The sequence below is a fragment of the Rhizobium sp. 007 genome, from assembly GCF_015353075.1.
Taxonomy (GTDB): Bacteria; Pseudomonadota; Alphaproteobacteria; order Rhizobiales; family Rhizobiaceae; genus Rhizobium.
Genome location: NZ_CP064189.1, coordinates 423,164 through 442,339, shown reverse-complemented (window position 1 = coordinate 442,339; position 19,176 = coordinate 423,164). Strand labels below are relative to the sequence as shown.

Annotated in this window: 6 protein-coding genes and 1 pseudogene; all 7 read left to right on the top strand. The window is 67.2% G+C overall.

All coding sequences use genetic code 11. The annotated features are described in order from the left end of the window. Positions 1-87: 87 nt before the first annotated feature. Positions 88-14,649: a non-ribosomal peptide synthetase gene (locus ISN39_RS33220; protein WP_281438343.1), complete on the top strand. Its 14,562-nt coding sequence runs from the start codon at positions 88-90 to the stop codon at positions 14,647-14,649. Next, positions 14,640-16,439 (top strand): annotated as a pseudogene (locus ISN39_RS33215) (condensation domain-containing protein); the annotation flags it as partial. The gene ISN39_RS33220 and the pseudogene ISN39_RS33215, both read left to right, overlap by 10 nt. Beyond that, entirely contained in the window at positions 16,351-17,334 is a 984-nt protein-coding gene (locus tag ISN39_RS33210) for an AMP-binding protein (protein ID WP_348652030.1), read from the top strand. The pseudogene ISN39_RS33215 and the gene ISN39_RS33210, both read left to right, overlap by 89 nt. Next, positions 17,312-17,686 (top strand): AMP-binding protein, encoded by a 375-nt coding sequence (locus ISN39_RS37755; RefSeq protein ID WP_194732202.1) that lies wholly within the window; start codon positions 17,312-17,314, stop codon positions 17,684-17,686. The genes ISN39_RS33210 and ISN39_RS37755 overlap by 23 nt, the downstream gene beginning before the upstream one ends. Continuing rightward, positions 17,683-18,006: a phosphopantetheine-binding protein gene (locus tag ISN39_RS33200; RefSeq protein ID WP_194732201.1), complete on the top strand. Its 324-nt coding sequence runs from the start codon at positions 17,683-17,685 to the stop codon at positions 18,004-18,006. Before ISN39_RS37755 ends, ISN39_RS33200 begins: the two co-directional genes overlap by 4 nt. Further along, a complete protein-coding gene (locus tag ISN39_RS33195) occupies positions 17,991-18,374 on the top strand; it encodes a hypothetical protein (RefSeq protein WP_194732200.1) in 384 nt (127 codons plus the stop codon). The genes ISN39_RS33200 and ISN39_RS33195 overlap by 16 nt, the downstream gene beginning before the upstream one ends. Continuing rightward, entirely contained in the window at positions 18,352-19,137 is a 786-nt protein-coding gene (locus tag ISN39_RS33190; protein WP_194732199.1) for a condensation domain-containing protein, read from the top strand. Before ISN39_RS33195 ends, ISN39_RS33190 begins: the two co-directional genes overlap by 23 nt. Positions 19,138-19,176: the final 39 nt, after the last annotated feature.

Sequence of the window (19,176 nt, the reverse complement as noted above, 5' to 3'; positions counted from 1 at the left end):
GAACGCAGCTATCTGCTGGAGGATCTGAACCGGACGGCGGCGGATTATCCGTCGGAGCGCTGCATCCACGAGCTGTTCGAGCAGCAGGTGCAAAAGGCGCCGGAGGCGGTGGCGGTGGTCCATGAGGACGAGCGCCTGAGCTATGGCGAGCTCAACGCCCGGGCCAACCGGCTGGCCCATCATCTGATTGCGCTGGGTGTGAAGCCGGATCAGCCGGTGGCGATCTGCCTGGAGCGCAGCCCGGCGATGGTGGTGGGACTTTTGGCGATCCTCAAGGCGGGCGGCGCCTATCTGCCGCTGGATCCGGCCTATCCGTCGGCGCGGCTGCGGCAGGTGCTCGAGGATGCCGCACCGCGGCTGCTGCTTTGCGATCCGGCCGGCCGCGCCGCACTCGGCCCCGAGCCGCTTGTCGATCTGACGGTGATCGATCTGGAGACGGCGACCCCGGCCTGGGCCGAACTGCCGGCCTCGAACCCGGACCCGAGCGCCCTTGGCCTGACCGCACGCCATCTCGCCTATGTCATCTACACCTCCGGCTCCACCGGAACCCCAAAGGGCGTCATGGTCGAGCATGGAAGTCTGGTCAATCTTACAGCATGGCATGTGCAAGCGTTCTGTCGGCAACCAGAAACCTGCTGCGCACTCACGGCCGGAGTGGCATTCGATGCCAGTATTTGGGAGCTATGGTCTGCATTATCCAATCGGAGCGCATTGCTGCTCTCGCCAAGAGCAGCAGCAGGAGATCCCCTGCTTCTACTGCAATGGTGGCGTGATCAATCGCTGGACGCCGCCTTTTTAGTCACACCGCTGGCTACAACCGCATTAGAAGACAAGCTGATAAATCCCACGTTGGAGTACTTGCTTATTGGCGGTGATCGTCTCCAGCGTGTGCCTTCCCGGCTACCGTCGCCTCTCAAGTTAATAAACAATTATGGCCCGACGGAAGCCACCGTCGTGGCAACCTCGGGACGGCTCTTCAGTGACAACGTTGTGCCACATATCGGCCGTCCGATTGCCAACACGCGGGTGTATCTGCTGGACGGTCATGGTGCGCCCGTGCCGTATGGAGCGGTCGGGGAGTTGTATATCGGGGGTGCCGGTGTAGCGCGGGGCTACCTCAACCGCCCCGAGCTGACGGCCGAGCGGTTCATCGCCAGTCCCTTTGTGGACGGCGATCGGCTGTACCGGACCGGCGACCTGGGGCGTTATCTGCCGGACGGCAATCTGGAGTTCCTCGGCCGCAACGACGACCAGGTGAAGATCCGCGGCTTCCGCATCGAGCCGGGCGAGATCGCCGCACGGCTTGGCGAGCACGCCCGGGTGCGCGAGGCGGCGGTGGTGGCGCGCCAGGACCGCGCCGGCGACAAGCACCTTGTCGCCTATGTCGTGTGTGGACCCGAGGCAGGATCGGACGACGACGATGGAAGCGGGCTGGCCGTCGCCTTGCGGGCGCATCTGGGCGGGCGGCTGCCGGACTACATGGTGCCGGCGGCGTTCGTGCGGCTATCGGCGCTGCCCTTGACGGCGAACGGCAAGCTCGACCGCAAGGGGCTGCCGGCGCCGGCCGACGACGCCTATGCGCGCCGCAGCTATGAGGCGCCGCAGGGCGGGATCGAGACGGCGCTGGCCGGGATCTGGGCCGAGCTCCTCGGTGTCGAGCGGGTCGGACGCCACGACCACTTCTTCGAACTCGGCGGCCACTCGCTCCTGGCGGTTCAATTGATGGAGCGGCTGCGGCGGCTGTCGCTGGGGGTGGAGGTGCGCACCCTGTTCGCCAGGCCGGTGCTGGCCGATCTCGCCGCAAGCCTGGGCAGCCATCACGAGGTGGCGGTGCCTGCCAACCTGATCACCGAGGAGAGTACGGCGATTACGCCGCAGATGCTGCCGCTCATCGATCTGACCCAGGAGGAGATCGACCGGATCGTCGCCACGGTTCCCGGCGGCGTCGGCAACATCCAGGACATTTATGGCCTGTCGCCGCTGCAGGACGGCATCCTGTTCCATCATCTGCTGGCCAGCCGGGGCGATCCATATCTGCTGGTCTCGCAGATGGCGTTCGCCGACCGGGGTCTGCTGGAGCGCTATCTAGCGGCGGTTCAGCAAGTCGTGGATCGGCACGACATCCTGCGCACCGCCTTTGTCTGGGAGGGGCTGTCGAGCCCGGCCCAGGTGGTCTGGCGGAAAGCGCCGCTGCAGGTGAGCGAGGTCGAGCTGGATGACTGTGACGGTTCCGGCGCCGAGGAGCTCCGGCGCCGGTTTGATCCACGCCGGCAGCGCATCGACCTTGGCCGGGCGCCGCTGTTGCGGTTTGTGATCGCGCGCGAGCCGGGCAGCGGGCGCTGGCTGCTGCTGGAGCTGCAGCATCATCTGATCGGGGATCACACGACGCTGGAAGTGATGCATGCCGAGGTGCGGGCCGTGCTCGACGGGCGTGCGCATGAGCTGGCAGCGCCGCAGCCGTTCCGCAATCTGGTGGCGCAGGCGCGGCTGGGGGTTGATGCCAAGGCGCATGAAGAGTTCTTCCAGGAACAGTTGGCCGACATCGACGAGCCGACCATGCCGTTCGGGCTGAGCGAGGTGCGCGGCGACGGCAGCGGGGTCGGCGAGGCACGGCGGATGCTGCCGCAGGCGCTCAACGATCGGCTGCGGCAACAAGCGCGGCGGCTCGGGGTAAGCCTGGCGAGCCTTTGCCATCTGGCCTGGGGGCAGGTGGTGGCGCGTGCAAGCGGCCGTGAGCAGGTGGTGTTCGGCACGGTGCTGTTCGGCCGCATGCATGCGGGTGCGGGCGCCGACCGGGCGCTGGGCCTGTTCATCAACACCCTGCCTGTGCGGCTCGACCTCGACGGGACCGGGGTCGAGGCGAGCGTGCGGACCACCCATGCGCGGCTTTCCGAGCTGCTGGCGCACGAGCATGCCTCGCTGGCGCTGGCGCAACGCTGCAGCGGGGTGGCGGCGCCGGCGCCGCTGTTCAGCGCGCTGTTGAACTACCGTCACAACACGCCGGCGCTCGCCTGCGAAGCGGATGATCTCCTGTCCGGCATGGAATGGCTGGGCGGCGAGGAGCGCACCAACTATCCGCTGACCCTGTCGGTGGAGGATTTTGGCGAGGCGCTCGGCCTGACGGCGCAGGTGGTGGAGCCCGTGTCTGCGGATCGGGTCTGCGGCTACATGCAGCAGGTGCTCGAGCAACTGGCCGAGGCGCTGGAGCATGCCCCCAATAGGCCGGTGCGCGAGCTCGACATCCTGCCGGCCGCCGAACGCAGCTATCTGCTGGAGGATCTGAACCGGACGGCGGCGGATTATCCGTCGGAGCGCTGCATCCACGAGCTGTTCGAGCAGCAGGTGCAAAAGGCGCCGGAGGCGGTGGCGGTGGTCTTCGAAGAGCAGTCGATCTGCTATGGCGAACTGAACGCCCGGGCCAACCGGCTGGCCCATCATCTGATCGGGCTCGGGGTCAGGCCGGACCAGCCGGTGGCCATCTGCCTGGAGCGCAGCCCGGCGATGGTGGTGGGACTTTTGGCGATCCTCAAGGCGGGCGGCGCCTATCTGCCGCTGGATCCGGCCTATCCGTCGGCGCGGCTGCGGCAGGTGCTCGGCGATGCCGCGCCGCACCTGCTGCTTTGCGATGCGGCCGGACGCGCCGCACTCGGCCCGGAGGCGCTCGCCGATCTGACGGTGATGGATCTGGAGACGGCCACCCCGGCCTGGGCCGAACTGCCGGCCTCGAACCCGGACCCGCGCGCCCTTGGCCTGACCGCGCGCCATCTCGCCTATGTCATCTACACCTCAGGCTCCACCGGAACCCCAAAGGGCGTCATGGTCGAGCATGGAAGTCTGGTCAATCTTACAGCATGGCATGTGCAAGCGTTCTGTCGGCAACCAGAAACCTGCTGCGCACTCACGGCCGGAGTGGCATTCGATGCCAGTATTTGGGAGCTATGGTCTGCATTATCCAATCGGAGCGCATTGCTGCTCTCGCCAAGAGCAGCAGCAGGAGATCCCCTGCTTCTACTGCAATGGTGGCGTGATCAATCGCTGGACGCCGCCTTTTTAGTCACACCGCTGGCTACAACCGCATTAGAAGACAAGCTGATAAATCCCACGTTGGAGTACTTGCTTATTGGCGGTGATCGTCTCCAGCGTGTGCCTTCCCGGCTACCGTCGCCTCTCAAGTTAATAAACAATTATGGCCCGACGGAAGCCACCGTCGTGGCAACCTCGGGACGGCTCTTCAGTGACAACGTTGTGCCACATATCGGCCGTCCGATTGCCAACACGCGGGTGTATCTGCTGGACGGTCATGGTGCGCCCGTGCCGTATGGAGCGGTCGGGGAGTTGTATATCGGGGGTGCCGGTGTAGCGCGGGGCTACCTGAACCGCCCCGAGCTGACGGCCGAGCGGTTCATCGCCAGCCCCTTTGTGGCGGGCGACCAGCTGTACCGGACCGGCGACCTGGGGCGCTATCTGCCGGACGGCAATCTGGAGTTCCTCGGCCGCAACGACGACCAGGTGAAGATCCGCGGCTTCCGCATCGAGCCGGGCGAGATCGCCGCACGGCTTGGCGAGCACGCCTGGGTGCGCGAGGCGGCGGTGGTGGCGCGCCAGGATCGCACCGGCGACAAGCACCTTGTCGCCTATGTCGTGTGTGGACCCGAGGCCGGATCGGACGACGACGATGGAAGCGGGCTGGCCGGCGCCTTGCGGGCGCATCTGGGCGGGCGGCTGCCGGACTACATGGTGCCGTCGGCGTTCGTGCGGTTGGAGGCGCTGCCCTTGACGGCGAACGGCAAGCTCGACCGCAAGGGGCTGCCGGCGCCGGCCGACGACGCCTATGCGCGCCGCAGCTATGAGGCGCCGCAGGGCGGGATCGAGACGGCGCTGGCCGGGATCTGGGCCGAGCTCCTCGGTGTCGAGCGGGTCGGACGCCACGACCACTTCTTCGAGCTCGGCGGCCACTCCTTGCTGGCGGTGCAGCTCTCGAGCCGGCTGTCGCAGGCTGTTGGCGTCGCGCTGCCGCTGACGAGGCTGTTTGCCAGGCCGGTGCTTTCCGATCTGGCGGCAAGCATCGTCGAGGCGTTGAGCCGCGCCGGTCCGCAAGAGCTGCCGGCGATTGCGGCCGTGTCGCGTCATGAGCCGCTTGTGCTGTCGTTTGCGCAGCAGCGGCTATGGTTTTTGGCGCAGCTGGACGAGGGCAGCACAAACTATCACATTCCGCTGGCCTTGCGGCTGCGTGGTGGGCTCGACCGCACCGCCTGGCAGCGCAGCCTTGACCATTTGTTTGCCCGTCACGAGGCGCTGCGCAGTGTCTTTGTCGCACCGGAGGGCAAGCCCCGGGTTGAGGTTCTGCCGCCGGAGGCGGGGTTGCCGGTGCTCGAGCACGATCTGCGGGGCCGGCCGGATGCAGAGGCGGCGCTTCTGGATCTGTGCCATGAAGAGGCGCGCACGCCATTCGATCTTGCGCGCGGGCCGCTGATCCGCGGGCGGCTGATCCGGATGTCGGATGCGGAGCACGTCTTCCTGCTGACCCAGCATCATATCGTCTCGGACGGCTGGTCGATGGGCGTGCTGGTGCGTGAACTCAGTCAGCTTTACCGGGCGTTTGCGGCTGGAGAGGACGATCCTTTGCCGCCGCTGGCGATCCAGTACCCGGATTATGCCGCCTGGCAACGGCAATGGCTGTCGGGGGAACGGCTGCAGCGCCAGGCGCAGTATTGGCGCGACGCCCTGGCCGGCGCTCCGGCCAGACTTGCCTTGCCGACGGACCGAGCGCGTCCGGCCCAGCAGTCGTTTGCCGGGGCCAGTGTGCCTGTTGTCATCGACCAGGATCTGACGCGGGGTCTGAAGCGGCTGAGCCGGCAGCATGGCACGACGTTGTTCATGACGGTGCTGGCGGCCTGGGCGGCGGTGCTGTCGCGTCTGTCGGGGCAGGACGACATTGTGATCGGCGTGCCGAGCGCCAATCGCGGCCGGGGCGAGATCGAAGAATTGATCGGCTTCTTCGTCAACACCCTGGCGCTTCGGGTCGACCTGTCGGACGAGCCGAGCGTGTCGCAGCTTCTGGAACGGACGCGGCGCACGGCCCTGGCTGCGCAGGAGCATCAGGACCTGCCGTTCGAGCAGGTGGTGGAGATCGTCAAGCCGCCCCGGCATCTTGATCACACGCCGCTGTTCCAGGTGATGTTGGCCTGGCAGAACAACGCCGTCGGGTCATTGGACCTTGCCGGGCTGAACGTGGCGGCGGCCGGGGACGGGCTCGATCAGGTCAAGTTCGATCTGGAGCTGAGCCTTGGCGAGCATGGCGAGGAGATCGCCGGAACGTTCGGCTATGCCACGGCGCTGTTCGATCAGGCGACCATCGAGCGGCAGCGTGGTTATCTGCTGGCGCTGCTGCGGGCGATGGTTGCCGATGCCGACCAGCCGGTCGGCCGCATCGACATTCTTCCGGCCGAGGAGCGGACCTATCTTTTGGAGGATCTGAACCGGACGGCGGCGGCCTATCCGTCGGAGCGCTGCATCCACGAGCTGTTCGAGCAACAGGTCCGGCGCGCACCCGAAGCCGTCGCCCTCGTCCATGAGGACGAAGAGCTGAGCTATGGCGCGCTCAACGCCCAGGCCAACCGGCTGGCCCATCATCTGATCGGGCTCGGGGTCAGGCCGGATCAGCCGGTGGCGATCTGCCTGGAGCGCAGCCCGGCGATGGTGGTGGGACTTTTGGCGATCCTCAAGGCGGGCGGCGCCTATCTGCCGCTGGACCCGGCCTATCCGTGCGCGCGGCTGCGGCAGGTTGTCGAGGATGCCGCACCGCGGCTGCTGCTTTGCGATGCCGCCGGACGCGCCGCACTCGGCCCGGAGGCGCTTGTCGATCTGACGGTGGTCGATCTGGAGACGGCGACCCCGGCCTGGGCCGAACTGCCCGCCTCGAACCCGGACCCGAGCGCCCTTGGCCTGACCTCACGCCATCTCGCCTATGTCATCTACACCTCCGGATCAACCGGAACCCCAAAGGGCGTCATGGTCGAGCATCACAGCCTGGTCAATCTGGGGTTGGCTCAGATCGGGCTTTTTGGCGTCTGTTCAAATAGCCGTGTCGTGCAGTTCGCCTCCTTCGGTTTTGATGCAAGTGCTTGGGAGCTTGTCATGGCGTTTGGCTCAGGCGCCGCATTGCACTTGCCTGCGGACGAGCTCCGCCAGGCGAGTAACAAGCTATCGGATTACCTGCGAAGCGAAGCCATAACCCATGCGACGTTACCTCCAGCCTTGCTTCAGGCAAGCAGGGATCCGGGATGTTTGGCATCGCAAGTTCTCATTCTTGCTGGCGAACTGCCGAAAGCAGAACTCGTCCGAAGTCTGGCCTCGGCATCTATCGTCAACGCTTATGGCCCGACCGAAGCAACAGTCTGCGCGACGGTTTGGAGTTGTCCCGATAATTTTGATGGGTCAGTTGTCCCGATCGGCCGTCCGATTGCCAACACGCGGGTGTATCTGCTGGACGGTCATGGTGCGCCCGTGCCGTTCGGGGCGGCGGGTGAGCTTTACATCGGCGGGGCAGGCGTTGCGCGGGGCTACCTGAACCGTCCCGAGCTGACGGCGGAGCGTTTCCTGGCCGATCCGTTCAGCGATGAGGCAGGCGCCCGGCTGTACCGGACCGGCGACCTGGGGCGCTATCTGCCGGACGGCAATCTGGAGTTTCTGGGCCGCAACGACGACCAGGTGAAGATCCGCGGCTTCCGCATCGAGCCGGGCGAGATCGCCGCCCGGCTTTGCGAGCACGCCCGGGTGCGCGAGGCGGTGGTGGTGGCGCGCCAGGACCGCGCCGGCGACAAGCACCTTGTCGCCTATGTCGTGTGTGGACCCGAGGCCGGATCGGACGACGAGGATGGAAGCGGGCTGGCCGTCGCCTTGCGGGCGCATCTGGGCGGGCGGCTGCCGGACTACATGGTGCCGTCGGCGTTCGTGCGGTTGGAGGCGCTGCCGTTGACGGCGAACGGCAAGCTCGACCGCAAGGGGCTGCCGGCGCCGGCCGACGACGCCTATGCGCGCCGCAGCTATGAGGCGCCGCAAGGCGAGATCGAGACGGCGCTGGCCGGGATCTGGGCCGAGCTTCTGGGGCTGGAGCGGGTCGGACGCCACGACCACTTCTTCGAGCTCGGCGGCCATTCCTTGCTGGCGGTTCAATTGATGGAGCGGCTGCGGCGGCTGTCGCTGGGGGTGGAGGTGCGCACCCTGTTCGCCAGGCCGGTGCTGGCCGATCTGGCCGCAAGCCTGGGCAGCCATCACGAGGTGGCGGTGCCTGCCAACCTGATCACCGAGGAGAGTACGGCGATTACGCCGCAGATGCTGCCGCTCATCGATCTGACCCAGGAGGAGATCGACCGGATCGTCGCCACGGTTCCCGGCGGCGTCGGCAACATCCAGGACATTTATGGCCTGTCGCCGCTGCAGGACGGCATCCTGTTCCATCATCTGCTGGCCAGCCGGGGCGATCCATATCTGCTGGTCTCGCAGATGGCGTTCGCCGACCGGGGTCTGCTGGAGCGCTATCTAGCGGCGGTTCAGCAAGTGGTGGATCGGCACGACATCCTGCGCACCGCCTTTGTCTGGGAGGGGCTGTCGAGCCCGGCCCAGGTGGTCTGGCGGAAAGCGCCGCTGCAGGTGAGCGAGGTCGAGCTGGATGACTGTGACGGTTCCGGCGCCGAGGAGCTCCGGCGCCGGTTTGATCCACGCCGGCAGCGCATCGACCTTGGCCGGGCGCCGCTGTTGCGGTTTGTGATCGCGCGCGAGCCGGGCAGCGGGCGCTGGCTGCTGCTGGAGCTGCAGCATCATCTGATCGGGGATCACACGACGCTGGAAGTGATGCATGCCGAGGTGCGGGCCGTGCTCGACGGGCGTGCGCATGAGCTGGCAGCACCGCAGCCGTTCCGCAATCTGGTGGCGCAGGCGCGGCTGGGGGTTGATGCCAAGGCGCATGAAGAGTTCTTCCAGGAACAGTTGGCCGACATCGACGAGCCGACCATGCCGTTTGGGCTGAGCGAGGTCTATGGTGATGGCATCGGGTCTCACGAGGCGCGGCGGATGCTGCCGCAGGCGCTCAACGATCGGCTGCGGCAACAAGCGCGGCGGCTCGGGGTAAGCCTGGCGAGCCTTTGCCATCTGGCCTGGGGGCAGGTGGTGGCGCGTGCAAGCGGCCGTGAGCAGGTGGTGTTCGGCACGGTGCTGTTCGGCCGCATGCATGCCGGTGCGGGCGCCGACCGGGCGCTTGGCCTGTTCATCAACACCCTGCCTGTGCGGCTCGACCTCGACGGGACCGGGGTCGAGGCGAGCGTGCGGACCACCCATGCGCGGCTTTCCGAGCTGCTGGCGCACGAGCATGCCTCGCTGGCGCTGGCGCAACGCTGCAGCGGGGTTGCGGCGCCGGCGCCGCTGTTCAGCGCGCTGTTGAACTACCGTCACACCACGCCGGCGGCCATGTCCGGCTCCGGAACGGACGATGTCCTGTCGGGCGTGGAATGGCTGGGCGGCGAGGAACGCACCAACTATCCGCTGACCCTGTCGGTGGAGGATTTTGGCGAGGCGCTCGGCCTGACGGCGCAGGTGGTGGAGCCCGTGTCTGCGGATCGGGTCTGCGGCTACATGCAGCAGGTGCTCGAGCAATTGGCCGAGGCGCTGGAGCATGCCCCTAATAGGCCGGTGCGCGAGCTCGACATCCTGCCGGCCGCCGAGCGCAGCTATCTGCTGGAGGATCTGAACCGGACGGCGGCGGCCTATCCGTCGGAGCGGTGCATCCACGAGCTGTTCGAGCAGCAGGTGCAAAAGGCGCCGGAGGCGGTGGCGGTGGTCTTCGAAGAGCAGTCGATCTGCTATGGCGAGCTCAACGCCCGGGCCAACCGGCTGGCCCATCATCTGATTGCGCTGGGTGTGAAGCCGGACCAGCCGGTGGCGATCTGCCTGGAGCGCAGCCCGGCGATGGTGGTGGGACTGCTGGCGATCCTCAAGGCGGGCGGCGCCTATCTGCCGCTGGACCCGGCCTATCCGTCGGCGCGGCTGCGGCAGGTTGTCGACGATGCCGCACCGCACCTGCTGCTTTGCGATGCGGCCGGCCGCGCCGCACTCGGCCCCGAGGCGCTCGCCTATCTGACGGTGGTCGATCTGGAGACGGCGACCCCGGCCTGGGCCGAACTGCCGGCCTCGGACCCAGACCCGAGCGCCCTTGGCCTGACCCCCAGCCATCTCGCCTATGTCATCTACACCTCAGGCTCCACCGGAACCCCAAAGGGCGTCATGGTCGAGCATGCCAGCACCGTCAACCTGCTGCATTGGAGCCGCGGCGTGTTTGCGGAGTCAGAGATCAGCCGCACGCTGTTTTCTACCTCGATCAGTTTTGATTTGTCCGTCTATGAGTGCTTCGTTCCGCTGTCGCAAGGAAGCACGCTTTATCTTGTCGAGGATGCACTGGCGCTGGCGCAGACGCCCTTGGATGTCTCCTTGATCAACACGGTCCCCTCGGCGATCGCCGCTCTGGTCGACCAGCAAGCCGTGCCGGCTTCGACCAGCGTCATCAATTTGGCGGGTGAGCGGCTGAAGGCAGATCTGATCGAGAGGGTCTTCGAGAGCAGTGGCGTAGAGAAGATCTGTAATCTGTACGCTCCTTCGGAGACGACGACGTACTCGACCTGGATTTGCATGCCGAGGGGAGAGGCTGTCGTTGAGACGATCGGCCGTCCGATTGCCAACACGCGGGTGTATCTGCTGGACGGTCATGGTGCGCCCGTGCCGTTCGGGGCGGTGGGCGAGCTTTACATCGGCGGGGCAGGCGTTGCGCGGGGCTACCTCAACCGCCCCGAGCTGACGGCCGAGCGGTTCATCGCCAGTCCCTTTGTCGACGGCGATCGGCTGTACCGGACCGGCGACCTGGGGCGCTATCTGCCGGACGGCAATCTGGAGTTCCTCGGCCGCAACGACGACCAGGTGAAGATCCGCGGCTTCCGCATCGAGCCGGGCGAGATCGCCGCACGGCTTTGCGAGCACGCCCGGGTGCGCGAGGCGGCGGTGGTGGCGCGCCAGGACCGCGCCGGCGACAAGCACCTTGTCGCCTATGTCGTGTGTGGACCCGAGGCAGGATCGGACGACGACGATGGAGGCGGGCTGGCCGGCGCCTTGCGGGCGCATCTGAGCGGGCGGCTGCCGGACTACATGGTGCCGTCGGCGTTCGTGCGGCTCGAAGCGCTGCCCTTGACGGCGAACGGCAAGCTCGACCGCAAGGGGCTGCCGGCGCCGGCCGACGACGCCTATGCGCGCCGCAGCTATGAGGCGCCGCAGGGCGAGATCGAGACGGCGCTGGCCGGGATCTGGGCCGAGCTTCTGGGGCTGGAGCGGGTCGGACGCCACGACCACTTCTTCGAGCTCGGCGGCCACTCCTTGCTGGCGGTGCAGCTCTCGAGCCGGCTGTCGCAGGCTGTTGGCGTCGCGCTGCCGCTGACGAGGCTGTTTGCCAGGCCGGTGCTTTCCGATCTGGCGGCAAGCATCGTCGAGGCGTTGAGCCGCGCCGGTCCGCAAGAGCTGCCGGCGATTGCGGCCGTGTCGCGTCATGAGCCGCTTGTGCTGTCGTTTGCGCAGCAGCGGCTATGGTTTTTGGCGCAGCTGGACGAGGGCAGCACAAACTATCACATTCCGCTGGCCTTGCGGCTGCGTGGTGGGCTCGACCGCACCGCCTGGCAGCGCAGCCTTGACCATTTGTTTGCCCGTCACGAGGCGCTGCGCAGTGTCTTTGTCGCACCGGAGGGCAAGCCCCGGGTTGAGGTTCTGCCGCCGGATGCGGGGTTGCCGGTGCTCGAGCACGATCTGCGGGGCCGGCCGGATGCAGAGGCGGCGCTTCTGGATCTGTGCCATGAAGAGGCGCGCACGCCATTCGATCTTGCGCGCGGGCCGCTGATCCGCGGGCGGCTGATCCGGATGTCGGATGCGGAACACGTCTTCCTGTTGACCCAGCATCATATCGTCTCGGACGGCTGGTCGATGGGCGTGCTGGTGCGTGAACTCAGTCAGCTTTACCGGGCGTTCGAGGCTGGAGAGGACGATCCTTTGCCGCCGCTGGCGATCCAGTACCCGGATTATGCCGCCTGGCAACGGCAATGGCTGTCGGGGGAACGGCTGCAGCGCCAGGCGCAGTATTGGCGCGACGCCCTGGCCGGCGCTCCGGCCCGTCTTGCCTTGCCGACGGACCGTGCGCGTCCGGCCCAGCAGTCGTTTGCCGGGGCCAGTGTGCCTGTTGTCATCGACCAGGATCTGACGCGGGGTCTGAAGCGGCTGAGCCGGCAGCATGGCACGACGTTGTTCATGACGGTGCTGGCGGCCTGGGCGGCGGTGCTGTCGCGTCTGTCGGGGCAGGACGACCTTGTGATCGGCGTGCCGAGCGCCAATCGCGGCCGGGGCGAGATCGAAGAGTTGATAGGCTTCTTCGTCAACACCCTGGCGCTTCGGGTCGACCTGTCGGGCGAACCTGATGTGTCGGAGCTTCTGGAACGGACGCGGCGCACGGCCCTGGCTGCGCAGGAGCATCAGGACCTGCCGTTCGAACAGGTGGTGGAGATCGTCAAGCCGCCCCGGCATCTTGATCACACGCCGCTGTTCCAGGTGATGTTGGCCTGGCAGAACAACGCCGTCGGGTCGTTCGACCTTGCCGGGCTGAACGTGGAGGCTGCGGGCGAGGGGCTCGATCAGGTCAAGTTCGATCTGGAGCTGAGCCTTGGCGAGCGTGGTGAGGAGATCGCCGGAACGTTCGGCTATGCGACGGCGCTGTTCGATCAGGCGACGATCGAGCGGCAGCGTGGTTATCTGCTGGCGCTGCTGCGGGCGATGGTTGCCGATGCCGACCAGCCGGTCGGCCGCATCGAGCTGCTGTCATCAGATGAGCGCACCTATCTGCTGGAGGATCTGAACCGGACGGCGGCGGCCTATCCGTCGGAGCGCTGCATCCACGAGCTGTTCGAGCAACAGGTCCGGCGCGCACCCGAAGCCGTCGCCCTCGTCCATGAGGACGAAGAGCTGAGCTATGGCGCGCTCAACGCCCAGGCCAACCGGCTGGCCCATCATCTGATTGCGCTGGGTGTGAAGCCGGATCAGCCGGTGGCGATCTGCCTGGAGCGCAGCCCGGCGATGGTGGTGGGACTTTTGGCGATCCTCAAGGCGGGCGGCGCCTATCTGCCGCTGGACCCGGCCTATCCGTGCGCGCGGCTGCGGCAGGTGCTCGAGGATGCCGCACCGCACCTGCTGCTTTGCGATGCCGTCGGACGCGCCGCACTCGGCCCGGAGGCGCTTGTCGATCTGACGGTGATCGATCTGGAGACGGCCACCCCGGCCTGGGCCGAACTGCCGGCCTCGAACCCGGACCCGCGCGCCCTTGGCCTGACCCCCAGCCATCTCGCCTATGTCATCTACACCTCAGGCTCCACCGGAACGCCCAAAGGCGTCATGGTCGAGCATCGGGGATTGGTGCGTCTGGTGGCGGGCAACGATTTCGTCGAAATCTCGCCGCAGGACATCTTTCTCAATGCCTCCTCGCCGACATTCGACGCGACCACGTTCGAGGTCTGGGGTGCCTTGGCGAACGGCGCCAGGGTTGTGCTCTATCCTGAACGTCACCTCTCGACCGCAACGCTGGCCCAGATCATCCAGGACCAAGGCGTCACCATCGCTTGGATGACTGCCCGGTTGTTCGACGTCTATGTCGCGGAGGGGCGGAGCACCAATCGGCTACAGCAACTGCTGGTCGGGGGCGAGGAGGTCTCCATCGCTTCCATCAGGGCATGCCAGAAGCGACATCCGACGCTGCGAATCTCAAATGGCTACGGCCCGACAGAGAACACCACCTTTAGTCTTTGCTATCCGGTGCCTGCTGAGTTCGATGGCCGGCAACGGGTGCCGCTGGGTCGACCAATTCGCAATTCGGTGGCCTATCTGTTGGATCGGTTTGCCCAGCCCGTGCCGTTCGGGGCGGTGGGCGAGCTTTACATCGGCGGGGCAGGGGTTGCGCGGGGCTACCTGAACCGGCCCAAGCTGACGGCCGAGCGGTTTTTGGCCGATCCGTTCAGCGATGAGGCAGGCGCCCGGCTGTACCGGACCGGCGACCTGGGGCGTTATCTGCCGGACGGCAATCTGGAGTTCCTCGGCCGCAACGACGACCAGGTGAAGATCCGCGGCTTCCGCATCGAGCCGGGCGAGATCGCCGCACGGCTTTGCGAGCACGCCCGGGTGCGCGAGGCGGCGGTGGTGGCGCGCCAGGACCGCGCCGGCGACAAGCACCTTGTCGCCTATGTCGTGTGTGGACCCGAGGCAGGATCGGACGACGAGGATGGAAGCGGGCTGGCCGTCGCCTTGCGGGCGCATCTGGGCGGGCGGCTGCCGGACTACATGGTGCCGTCGGCGTTCGTGCGGCTCGAGGCGCTGCCCTTGACGGCGAACGGCAAGCTCGACCGCAAGGGGCTGCCTTCGCCGGAGGACGACGCCTATGTGCGCCGCACCTACGAGGCGCCGCAGGGCGAGATCGAGACGATGCTGGCCGGCATCTGGGCGGAGCTTCTCGGGTCGAGCGGGTCGGCCGCCACGACCACTTCTTCGAGCTCGGCGGACATTCCTTGCTGGCGGTGCAGCTGATGGAGCGGCTGCGGCGGCTGTCGCTCGGGGTGGAGGTGCGCACCCTGTTCGCCAGGCCGGTGCTGGCCGATCTTGCCGCCAGCCTTGGCAGCCATCACGAGGTGGCGGTGCCTGCCAACCTGATCACCAAGCAGAGTACGGCGATTACGCCGCAGATGCTGCCGCTCATCGCGCTGGCCCAGCCGGAGATCGACCGGATCGTCGCCACGGTTCCCGGCGGCGTCGGCAACATCCAGGACATTTATGGCCTGTCGCCGCTGCAGGACGGCATCCTGTTCCATCATCTGCTGGCCAGCCGGGGCGATCCATATCTGCTGGTCTCGCAGATGGCGTTCGCCGACCGGGGTCTGCTGGAGCGCTATCTAGCGGCGGTTCAGCAAGTCGTGGATCGGCACGACATCCTGCGCACCGCCTTTGTCTGGGAGGGGCTGTCGAGCCCGGCCCAGGTGGTCTGGCGGAAAGCGCCGCTGCAGGTGAGCGAGGTCGAGCTGGATGACTGTGACGGTTCCGGCGCCGAGGAGCTCCGGCGCCGGTTTGATCCACGCCGGCAGCGCATCGACCTTGGCCGGGCGCCGCTGTTGCGGTTTGTGATCGCGCGCGAGCCGGGCAGCGGGCGCTGGCTGCTGCTGGAGCTGCAGCATCATCTGATCGGGGATCACACGACGCTGGAAGTGATGCATGCCGAGGTGCGGGCCGTGCTCGACGGGCGTGCGCATGAGCTGGCAGCGCCGCAGCCGTTCCGCAATCTGGTGGCGCAGGCGCGGCTGGGGGTTGATGCCAAGGCGCATGAAGAGTTCTTCCAGGAACAGTTGGCCGACATCGACGAGCCGACCATGCCGTTTGGGCTGAGCGAGGTCTATGGTGATGGCATCGGGTCTCACGAGGCGCGGCGGATGCTGCCGCAGGCGCTCAACGATCGGCTGCGGCAACAAGCGCGGCGGCTCGGGGTAAGCCTGGCGAGCCTTTGCCATCTGGCCTGGGGGCAGGTGGTGGCGCGTGCAAGCGGCCGTGAGCAGGTGGTGTTCGGCACGGTGCTGTTCGGCCGCATGCATGCCGGTGCGGGCGCCGACCGGGCGCTGGGCCTGTTCATCAACACCCTGCCATTGCGGCTCGACCTCGACGGGACCGGGGTCGAGGCGAGCGTGCGGACCACCCATGCGCGGCTTTCCGAGCTGCTGGCGCACGAGCATGCCTCGCTGGCGCTGGCGCAACGCTGCAGCGGGGTGGCGGCGCCGGCGCCGCTGTTCAGCGCGCTGTTGAACTACCGTCACAACACGCCGGCGCTCGCCTGCGAAGCGGAGGATGGGCTGTCCGGCATGGAATGGCTGGGCGGCGAGGAGCGCACCAACTATCCGCTGACCCTGTCGGTGGAGGATTTTGGCGAGGCGCTCGGCCTGACGGCGCAGGTGGTGGAGCCCGTGTCTGCGGATCGGGTCTGCGGCTACATGCAGCAGGTGCTCGAGCAACTGGCCGAGGCGCTGGAGCATGCCCCCAATAGGCCGGTGCGCGAGCTCGACATCCTGCCGGCCGCCGAACGCAGCTATCTGCTGGAGGATCTGAACCGGACGGCGGCGGATATCCGTCGGAGCGCTGCATCCACGAGCTGTTCGAGCAGCAGGTCCGGCGCGCACCCGAAGCCGTCGCCCTCGTCCATGAGGAGAGCGCCTGAGCTATGGCGAGCTCAACGCCCGGGCCAACCGGCTGGCCCATCATCTGATCGGGCTGGGGTCAGGCCGGACGACCGTGTGGCGATCTGCCTGGAGCGCAGTCCGTCGATGGTGGTGGGACTGCTGGCGATCCTCAAGGCGGGCGGCGCCTATCTGCCGCTGGACCCGGCCTATCCGTCGCGCGGCTGCGGCAGGTCTCGATGATGCCGCACCGCGGCTGCTGCTTTGCGACGCGGCCGGCCGCGCCGCACTCGGCCCCGAGGCGCTTGTCGATCTGACGGTGGTCGATCTGGAGACGGCGACCCCGGCCTGGGCCGAACTGCCCGCCTCGAACCCGGACCCGAGCGCCCTTGGCCTGACCGCACGCCATCTCGCCTATGTCATCTACACCTCCGGCTCCACCGGAACCCCAAAGGGCGTCATGGTCGAGCACGCCAGCACCGTCAACCTGCTGCATTGGAGCAGCGGCGTGTTTGCGGAGTCAGAGATCAGCCGCACGCTGTTTTCTACCTCGATCAGTTTTGATTTGTCCGTCTATGAGTGCTTCGTTCCGCTGTCGCAAGGAAGCACGCTTTATCTTGTCGAGGATGCACTGGCGCTGGCGCAGACGCCCTTGGATGTCTCCTTGATCAACACGGTCCCCTCGGCGATCGCCGCTCTGGTCGACCAGCAAGCCGTGCCGGCTTCGACCAGCGTGATCAATTTGGCGGGTGAGCGGCTGAAGGCAGATCTGATCGAGAGGGTCTTCGAGAGCAGTGGCGTAGAGAAGATCTGTAATCTGTACGCTCCTTCGGAGACGACGACGTACTCGACCTGGATTTGCATGCCGAGGGGAGAGGCTGTCGTTGAGACGATCGGCCGTCCGATTGCCAACACGCGGGTGTATCTGCTGGACGGTCATGGTGCGCCGGTTCCGTATGGAGGTCGGGGAGTTTATATCGGGGGTGCGGTGTGCGCGTGGCTACCTCAACCGCCCGAGCTGACGCCGAGCGGTTTTGGCCGATCCGTTCAGCGATGAGGCGGCGCGGCTGTACCGGACCGGCGACCTGGGGCGCTATCTGCCGGACGGCAATCTGGAGTTCCTCGGCCGCAACGACGACCAGGTGAAGATCCGCGGCTTCCGCATCGAGCCGGGCGAGATCGCCGCACGGCTTTGCGAGCACGCCCGGGTGCGCGAGGCGGCGGTGGTGGCGCGCCAGGACCGCGCCGGCGACAAGCACCTTGTCGCCTATGTCGTGTGTGGACCCGAGGCCGGATCGGACGACGACGATGGAAGCGGGCTGGCCGTCGCCTTGCGGGCGCATCTGGGCGGGCGGCTGCCGGACTACATGGTGCCGTCGGCGTTCGTGCGGCTCGAGCGCTGCCCTTGACGGCGAACGGCAAGCTCGACCGCAAGGGGCTGCCGGCGCCGGCCGACGACGCCTATGCGCGCCGCAGCTATGAGGCGCCGCAGGGCGGATCGAGACGGCGCTGGCCGGGATCTGGGCCGAGCTTCTGGGGTCGAGCGGGTCGGACGCCACGACCACTTCTTCGACTCGGCGGCCACTCGCTCCTGGCGGTTCAATTGATGGAGCGGCTGCGGCGGCTGTCGCTGGGGGTGGAGGTGCGCACCCTGTTCGCCAGGCCGGTGCTGGCCGATCTGCCGCAAGCCTGGGCAGCCATCACGAGGTGGCGGTGCCTGCCAACCTGATCACCGAGGAGAGTACGGCGATTACGCCGCAGATGCTGCCGCTCATCGATCTGACCCAGGAGGAGATCGACCGGATCGTCGCCACGGTTCCCGCGGCGTCGGCAACATCCAGGACATTTATGGCCTGTCGCCGCTGCAGGACGGCATCCTGTTCCATCATCTGCTGGCCAGCCGGGGCGATCCATATCTGCTGGTCTCGCAGATGGCGTTCGCCGCGTGGCCTGCTGGACCGCTATCTTGGCGCGGTTCAGCAAGTGGTGGATCGGCACGACATCCTGCGCACCGCCTTTGTCTGGGAGGGGCTGTCGAGCCCGGCCCAGGTGGTGTCGGCGTGCGCCGCTGCAGGTGAGCGAGGTCGAGCTGGATGACTGTGACGGTTCCGGCGCCGATGAGCTCCGGCGCCGGTTTGATCCACGCCGGCAGCGCATCGACCTTGGCCGGGCGCCGCTGTTGCGGTTTGTGATCGCGCGCGAGCCGGGCAGCGGGCGCTGGCTGCTGCTGGAGCTGCAGCATCATCTGATCGGGGATCACACGACGCTGGAAGTGATGCATGCCGAGGTGCGGGCCGTGCTCGACGGGCGTGCGCATGAGCTGGCAGCACCGCAGCCGTTCCGCAATCTGGTGGCGCAGGCGCGGCTGGGGGTTGATGCCAAGGCGCATGAAGAGTTCTTCCAGGAACAGTTGGCCGACATCGACGAGCCGACCATGCCGTTTGGGCTGAGCGAGGTCTATGGTGATGGCATCGGGTCTCACGAGGCGCGGCGGATGCTGCCGCAGGCGCTCAACGATCGGCTGCGGCAACAAGCGCGGCGGCTCGGGGTAAGCCTGGCGAGCCTTTGCCATCTGGCCTGGGGGCAGGTGGTGGCGCGTGCAAGCGGCCGTGAGCAGGTGGTGTTCGGCACGGTGCTGTTCGGCCGCATGCATGGGGTGCGGGCGCCGACCGGGCGCTGGGCCTGTTCATCAACACCCTGCCTGTGCGGCTCGACCTCGACGGGACCGGGGTCGAGGCGAGCGTGCGGACCACCCATGCGCGGCTTTCCGAGCTGCTGGCGCACGAGCATGCCTCGCTGGCGCTGGCGCAACGCTGCAGCGGGGTGGCGGCGCCGGCGCCGCTGTTCAGCGCGCTGTTGAACTACCGTCACAACACGCCGGCGCTCGCCTGCGAAGCGG